Annotated in this window: 3 protein-coding genes and 1 tRNA gene; 2 read left to right on the forward strand and 2 right to left on the reverse strand. The window is 42.5% G+C overall.

Annotated features, from left to right (window positions below; translation table 11 throughout):
• Positions 1-506: 506 nt before the first annotated feature.
• Positions 507-2,519 (reverse strand): excinuclease ABC subunit UvrB, encoded by a 2,013-nt coding sequence (gene uvrB, locus A3761_RS13765; RefSeq protein WP_068512349.1) that lies wholly within the window; start codon positions 2,517-2,519, stop codon positions 507-509.
• A 266-nt stretch (positions 2,520-2,785) separates the two neighbouring features.
• Here uvrB and A3761_RS13770 point away from each other — a divergent pair, with 266 nt between their 5' ends.
• Both A3761_RS13770 and A3761_RS13775 read left to right on the forward strand, forming a co-directional pair.
• Entirely contained in the window at positions 2,786-3,997 is a 1,212-nt protein-coding gene (locus A3761_RS13770; RefSeq protein WP_304438882.1) for a pyridoxal phosphate-dependent aminotransferase, read from the forward strand.
• Between the two features lie 72 nt (positions 3,998-4,069).
• Positions 4,070-4,145 (forward strand) — tRNA-Asn (locus A3761_RS13775).
• A 227-nt stretch (positions 4,146-4,372) separates the two neighbouring features.
• Here the strand turns inward: A3761_RS13775 and A3761_RS13780 are convergent.
• Positions 4,373-7,513: a GAF domain-containing protein gene (locus A3761_RS13780; RefSeq protein ID WP_068739142.1), complete on the reverse strand. Its 3,141-nt coding sequence runs from the start codon at positions 7,511-7,513 to the stop codon at positions 4,373-4,375.
• Positions 7,514-7,622: the final 109 nt, after the last annotated feature.

A 7,622-nucleotide genomic window follows, 5' to 3' on the forward strand; every position in this document is an offset into this window, starting at 1 on the left:
AGACATATACAGACCCGACTTTAAAAAATATTAACAAGTGCATTTTATCGACAAACATAATCGGCGTTCATTATATACACTTGTTCACAGGTAAACGAAAAGAAAATACTGGCAAGTCCATTCGGCAAAAAAAGACAAGCAAAAAAATTGCATTTTTTACTATTTTTTTTGCTAATTTCCGCCTCTAGCATGTTGACTTTCAAAGCGACTTAAATTCAATCCCCGTTAAGACAAAAGCATTATTACGCTTTTGACATTTATCCACCAATTCTGTGGATAACTTTGTTGAAAACTTAAGTAAAGACGGTCAAACCCCGCTAGAAATGGCGGCGACACACAAACTGATTATTTTTTAACCAATTAAAAAAGCCTTATTTTTCAATACCTTATAGTTTCTTTAGTATTTTTGCAAAAAAACGCCATGTTTCATATTGACTTTCTTAGCAAATTCGAAAATGTGCATAAAAACGACGTTTTTCTGACGCGAATTGTAAATAACGCGCTAACTATAGAAGTAGGCGCTCTTTAATCTCGGAAATTTTATCTCGTAAACTTGCTGCCTTTTCGAATTTTAAGTCTTTTGCTGCCTGATACATTTCTTCTTCTAATGAACGCATCTCAGACTCCAGCTCTTTCGGTGTTCGAGCAGCGATTGCCATATCGTACTCCTGACCTGCATCCGCAACTTTATTTTTTGCTTTGCGCTTTCCAGGAATGAAAGAAGCACCTTCCATGATATCACCAACCTTCTTATTCAGGCCTTGGGGCGTAATACCATTTACTTCATTGAAGTTCATCTGCTTTGCTCTACGGCGCTTTGTTTCTGATATCGCCTTCTCCATTGATCGTGTGATTTTATCTCCATATAAGATCGCTCTGCCCTTAACGTTTCTAGCCGCCCGCCCTATCGTCTGAATCAGTGATCTTTCGGAACGAAGAAAACCCTCCTTATCAGCATCGAGAATTGCAACCAGGGCAACTTCCGGCATATCAAGCCCTTCTCTTAACAGATTAATACCTACCAGGACATCAAACTCACCACGACGTAAGTCCTGAATAATTTCAATTCTTTCGACAGTATCTATATCGGAATGCAAGTATCTGACTTGAACGCCATGCTCCATTAAGAAATCTGTGAGATCCTCAGCCATACGCTTTGTTAGCGTTGTAACCAACACTCTTTCGTCTAGCTCGGTTGCCGCATTAATCTCCGACAGCAAATCATCTACTTGAGTTGTAGCAGGCCTCACTTCTATTAGAGGATCAAGCAACCCCGTCGGCCTAACGACCTGCTCAACGGTTTTGTCAGCATGCTCTTCTTCGTAGGTTGATGGTGTCGCGGAAACAAAAATAGACTGGGGAGATATACGCTCCCATTCTTCAAAACGCATAGGCCTATTATCAAGTGCCGACGGAAGCCTAAAACCATACTCCACCAAGGTTTCTTTTCTAGACCTGTCGCCTTTAAACATTGCACCAATCTGAGGAATCGTTACGTGCGACTCATCGATTACCATTAAGGCATTATCCGGCAAATAATCAAACAAGGTAGGCGGCGCTGCGCCGACATCGCGCCCAGACAAGTAGCGCGAGTAGTTTTCAATACCATTACAGTAACCCAGCTCTGTCATCATCTCTGTATCATAGCGAGTTCGTTCTTCTAGCCTTTGCGCTTCGACGAGCTTATTATTGTCCCGTAACTGCGCTAAACGAATTTCTAATTCGGACTTAATTCCATCCACAGCATTCAGAATTGTTTGGCGCGGCGTAACATAATGGGATTTAGGGTAAATCGTAATCCGAGGCACACGACGCGTCACTTCGCCGGTTAAGGGGTCAAAGAAACTTAAGTTCTCGACCTCATCATCAAATAGCTCAATTCGGATTGCCTCTTTTTCAGACTCAGCGGGGAAGACGTCTATCACATCACCACGCACACGATAGGTAGCTCGGTGTAGCTCGATGTCATTTCGCGTATATTGAATCTCGGCCAATCGTTTTAAGATATCGCGTTGACTAGCCGGCTCCCCCCTATCTAGATGTAGCATCATCTTGAGATATGATTCCGGGTCACCCAAACCGTAGATGGCAGAAACCGTGGCAATAATTATTGCGTCTGGCCGCTCCATAAGTGCTTTAGTTGCAGATAGACGCATCTGCTCAATATGTTCATTGACTGAAGCATCTTTTTCAATAAAGGTGTTTGAAGATGGAACATAGGCTTCAGGTTGATAATAGTCATAGTAAGAAACAAAGTACTCGACCGAGTTTTGCGGGAAAAACTCTTTAAATTCGCCGTATAGCTGAGCCGCCAGTGTTTTATTATGCGCCATTATAATAGTAGGTCGCTGAAGCGCTGAGATAACGTTTGCAACCGTATAGGTCTTACCTGACCCCGTTACACCAAGAAGCGTTTGATACATCAAACCGTCTTCTATCCCCTCAACAAGTTGTTTGATTGCTTCAGGCTGATCCCCCGCTGGGGAAAATCGTGACTCTAGTAAAAATTCCTTCGCCATTATGATTCCGGTCGTAATGAAAAAATGATAGACTTCGCAAGTTTGACCACTCCCTTAAAGGAAAATCTATTATCAGTCACGAAGCATGACTGTAGATTGACCTTCTAAACTTGGGTGGCAGCACTAAGACACTTGTATATAAATACAACTGCAGCTATGCGATGCGCTTATCGGGTAGCAAACGATAGCAAATTTTTTGCTTTAGAATAAGCCAGTACACGTTCTTTATTTACGGTGAGCAATTATTCCTGATTGAGGAAACAGACTTGGAAGCACAATCATCCAACCCAGCTTTATCTGCCCTGGAACTTTCAAACCGGGTACAACTTATAAAACCATCTCCGACCTTGGCTGTTACCAACAAAGCCAATGAACTAAAAGCCGCAGGTAAAGATATTATCGGCTTAGGCGCTGGCGAACCAGACTTCGACACCCCTGAACACATTAAGCAGGCTGCGATTAGTGCAATAAAAAATGGCCAGACGCGCTACACCGCAGTAGACGGCACTCCAGAACTAAAAGGCGCGATCATCGATAAATTCAAGCGCGATAACAAGCTTGAGTATACGCCTAAGCAGATCCTCGTATCGTCTGGCGGAAAGCAAAGCTTTTTCAATCTCTCACTTGCCTTGCTAAACCCAGGCGACGAAGTCGTTATCCCTGCACCGTACTGGGTATCCTACCCCGACATGGTCAAGATAGCGGAAGGCAAACCAGTTATTGTTGAAACGAGCCTTGATAACCGTTTTAAAATGACTGCCGAGCAACTGTCAGCAGCAATTACCGATAAAACCAAAATCGTAGTTTTAAACTCTCCCTCGAACCCAACCGGGATTGCTTATACACGTGAAGAACTGGTTGCCATTGGCGAGGTACTAAAACAACACCCTGAGATTTTAGTCGTTACCGATGATATGTACGAACATATTCTATGGACAGAACAACCTTTCGTTAACATATTGAACGCCTGCCCAGAGCTATATGACCGCACCTTTGTTTTGAATGGTGTCTCTAAAGCATATTCCATGACAGGCTGGCGCATTGGCTACGCAGCAGGACCAGAAAAAGCAATCGCTGCGATGAAAAAGATTCAGTCGCAAAGCACATCGAACCCCTGCTCCATTTCTCAAGCCGCGGCGTTGGAAGCACTAAATGGCAGCCAGGAATGCATCACAACAATGGTTACCGAGTTTAAAAAGCGCCACGACTATCTTGTCGCAGCGCTTAATGAACTTCCCGGCGTGGAATGTATTTCTGGCGATGGAACATTTTATGTCTTTCCAAACTTCCAGGGTGCTATCGACAATCTAGCGAATATATCTAACGATGTTGAAATGGCCGAGATGCTGCTAAGTGAAGCAGGTGTGGCACTTGTACCTGGGTCTGCTTTTGGGTCTCCTGGATGCATGCGCCTAAGCTTTGCAACCAGCATGGAAATATTAGAGTCAGCAATTTCACGTCTCAAAAAAGTACTTTAAGGTCTTGACCTGGGCCGCTTTGCTCTTTAGTATACGCGGCCTTGATTAACGAAGTCTTCGTTAGTCTTCTGTTCCCCGATAACTCAGTTGGTAGAGTAGCGGACTGTTAATCCGTTTGTCGCTGGTTCGAGCCCAGCTCGGGGAGCCAACTTCTTATTCCCACTTTCCTAACTTTATCAAAGCTGCGCTTTGAATTAATTCTTTGTAGATCCACTCCAATCTATAGACCAGGCCTAAGACCTGCAGGATACAACCAGACCGTTTTTTTCACCCCCAAATAAGCCACATCGATTTGCCAACTATAAATATCGCAAACACAAACAAAAAAGCCCCTTACTTTCGTAAGAGGCCTGCCTTTAATCTCAACTATTAAAACTAGTTAAAGCTAATAGCTTTCTGGTAGAAACTTGCCGGGATACGTATATTTGTAGTAAATGATCTGAAGTCTGCATTCTCATCACCATCATCCAGAATAACCTCAATACTTCCACCTTCGCGCTCCAGGAAGCCCTTAACAGCATCCATACCAACACCACGCCCTGAAACGTCCGTAACCTCATCCGCAGTAGAGAAGCCCGAGGAGAAGATCAAATTAGCGATTTCACTCGCTGAAGGCTTCGGATCGGATTCTGCATAAATACCCTTCTCGATCGCCATTTTATAGATACGGCTAATTGCAATACCGCGCCCGTCATCGCGAACCGCAAGGTTTGCCAAATCGTCTATATAGCTAACGTCCAGACTAATAGTACCACTTTCAGATTTTCCTTTTTCAAGGCGCTCATCAATCCCCTCAATACCGTGATCCATAGCGTTTCTGAAAACATGCATGAATATGTTATTAAGCGTGCTATGCGCTTCGCTTTTAACAAAGATTCCTGCATTATCAATTTCGATATTTGGTTTACCCTTGCCAAGCTGCTCTGCGAGCGAGTTAGCTGATTCGATAACATCTGAAATCACACCATCTAAGGGCTTAGCTTCCATTGACATCAGCATGCTGTATGCCTCAGAAACAACACCTTTAACATTGTCATCAAGCGCTTGCTGGGTAAGTGACTTGATATTTTCCAACCAAGAGCTGACGCGTGCCGGGTCTAAGGAAATACCACTCTCAGCCTCTCCATCACGACCAAGTTTCTCACGGAACACATATGCATACTTCGCGATGATATCTTCCGCACCACTTAACTCTTCGAGCAATTGCTTCTGATCCCAAAGTACATCTTCATTCTTACGAAGATCGTCATAAGTACTTTCAACTTCATGAACAATGTCGGTAACCTGACTCAAACCATAGGTACGAGCATTCCCTTTCACTGTGTGCATTGAGCGGAACAGGTTAGCAATAATGTCCAGGTCTTTCTCATCATTTGCTTCGATAAGCTGTCGACATTCAGCCAAGAAGTCTTCAGAAGTACCAATAAAGTCGGCAAACTTACTTGCATCAACAGCAAGGATTTCACCAATAATTGCCAACTCACGCTTCTGCTCTTCAGCCTCTGCTTCTAGAGCTTTAAGCTCGGTAACATCTCTGACTGTCACCATTAACTTATCAACTTCACCTTCTTCACTGATAATTGGATCCCAATCCAGCTCAAGAATCTTTTCACGATCATCATCCATGCGGATGTTCATTTCAGTCATTAAGCAATGAGAGTTGAAGTCGTACATCATCTCGTCTTCACCGACAATAGCATCGACACCAGTAATATTCTGATCAACTGCATCAGAACCCGCCGTTGTGTTGCTAAACAACAAGTCCGCAAAGTTACGATCTGCGATACGGTCAGTTTCAAAGATCTGCTCAAGGAATGCTGCATACTCTGGATGAATCAAACCACCCTCGGTAATAGTAAACAAACCTTGGTGCATATTCGCCATCATGTTTGCAATATCGTTGTTCTTCTGACGAAGCTCTGCAGTACGCTCTTCCACTTTCGCTTCCAAGTTTCTGTTTTGCTCTTCGATAACTTCACGCATTCGAATACTTTTGATTGTCGTCACCAAGGATCGCGCTACAGAAGAAACGAACTCATAATCACTATCAGCAAAACTCACATTCTTCACATCACCGGAAAGGTTAATCACACCAACGAGAATCTCTTTGTCGACAAGCGGTACACATAGTAAGGCACGCTCTTGCCCGCCAGCAGACGAGACAAAGTTCTTATCTTTTTCGGTATTTGGAACAAAAATAGTCTTTTTGGTTTCAGCTGCTTTGCCTAGAACACCTTGTCCCATATCAAACTTAACAGCTCCACTACCAGCTTCAATCGCTTTAGGTGGGAAATGTGCTTTCACCTCTAACTGCTGATTTTCATTTGTAAGAAAAACCGAACCCTGCGAAACGCCAATCTTTTCATGCATACTTTGAAGCACTTCTTCAAGAGCAATATTTTGACTCTGAGCACCGGCCAAAGAACGACCAATTGCATTCAATTTGGCAAGATCGATCATCTTCTTACGGATAGCTAAACGCATCGAGTTAAAGTTCTGGGTAGCAAGTAAAATCAGAACTATCAACATCACTATCGAACTCTTAAAGCCGAAGTCCAAACTACCTAACACTTCACCCTGCAAGTCATTAAAGCGAACATCTGCTGCTTTCAATAACTCGTCAAGCCCTTCAATAGATTGTGTTACTGCTGAATCTGCTTCAGACAACTTCTGTTTTGCAACTTCAATTTGCTCCAACTGCCGTTTTTTGTGATCAACAATTGAGGGTGTCTTTTTAATATATTCACTTATTTCAGCATAAGCATCAAAGGCGGCGGGAAGCATATCGTCTTCATCAAAATCCTTAAACACTTCAGCACCCTTAACGAACCAAGAGTGAGAGTCATTGATCGACCACTCAAAATCTCCCATACCTTCGCTGACTCGCCCGATATCCTGAGTGATTTTTATTTCATCAATGGTCTTAAATATATTATTAATCAAGGTAATCGATTGATTAGCAAAGCCTATTACCAAATCCATCTGATCCTTGTACTCTTCAGGTGGCAGGTAATATTGTATTTCATCAAGGGAAGCACCAACATTATCAACTAAGCCAAATAACACGTCAGCTTCTTCTAACATGTAATCTCTTGCCGTCAAAACTTCAGATTTTGACTCAAACATTTCGTTAACTGCATAACGGTAAAGGTCATAGTTACTTTTAATACCAATAACGAGCGCCTTCATTTGCTCATCAGATTCAGCTAGTTTTTCAAGACTGACATATCTTTCATCAAAACTTTTAGCGCCTTTATCGAATGATTTTTTAAAACTAGCAATCTCATCCTGATTCTCAGCATTAAATGCCAGAGAACTGAGTTTTGCTAATTTTAGTAGCTGTATCTGTACATCGTTACTTTCTTTCACGACAGGCACAGCCGTTTCATTCACCCTTGAGGTTGACCCATTGATGTCATTAAGATTCCATAAAGATGATAGCCCGGACACCAATAGCAAAGAGATGATAATGGCAAAACCGAGACCGACTTTCTGATTAAACGTTAATTGCAGCATAGTATTTTCTTTCTTTCTGATAGTTCTAAAGAATTTATTTTTTAACTCTCACCTAGTTACTTTAGCGTAGATTTTAGGAATGTCATGATTTCTCTAATATTTTTCCAGC

Source organism: Oleiphilus sp. HI0123, assembly GCF_001635315.1.